The 261-nt window shown below is 60.2% G+C and carries 1 protein-coding gene; it reads right to left on the bottom strand.

Going from position 1 to position 261, the window contains the following annotated elements:
* Positions 1-68: 68 nt before the first annotated feature.
* On the bottom strand, positions 69-261 hold a 193-nt coding region (locus NMG80_RS05660; RefSeq protein ID WP_495664006.1), incomplete at its 5' end, for a permuted SH3 domain-containing protein.

Genomic DNA, 261 nt, shown 5'->3' with positions numbered 1-261 from the left:
GACGAGCATGAGGAATACGACGATAGCCCGGTTGTGGACGGCCCATTCCGAAAGATTGAAGCGTGTCATCACTCGACCTCCGTCTCAGCGTTCACCAACTCACCGTCTGCCAGCGAATTAACACCGGCGGTCACGACCTTCTCTCCTGCCGACAGCCCGTGGCTGACGACGACGGAGTCTGTATCGAATTGAAGCAGCTGGACGTTCCGGCGCTGCACCTTGCCGTCACCGCCAATCACCCAGACCTGCGGCTCGTCTCCG

Origin of the sequence: Mesorhizobium escarrei, assembly GCF_935825525.1 — a bacterium.
In the GTDB taxonomy this organism is placed as follows: domain Bacteria; phylum Pseudomonadota; class Alphaproteobacteria; order Rhizobiales; family Rhizobiaceae; genus Mesorhizobium; species Mesorhizobium escarrei.
The sequence above is the reverse complement of the archived record's forward strand: the minus strand, read 5'-3'. Positions and strand labels throughout refer to the sequence as shown.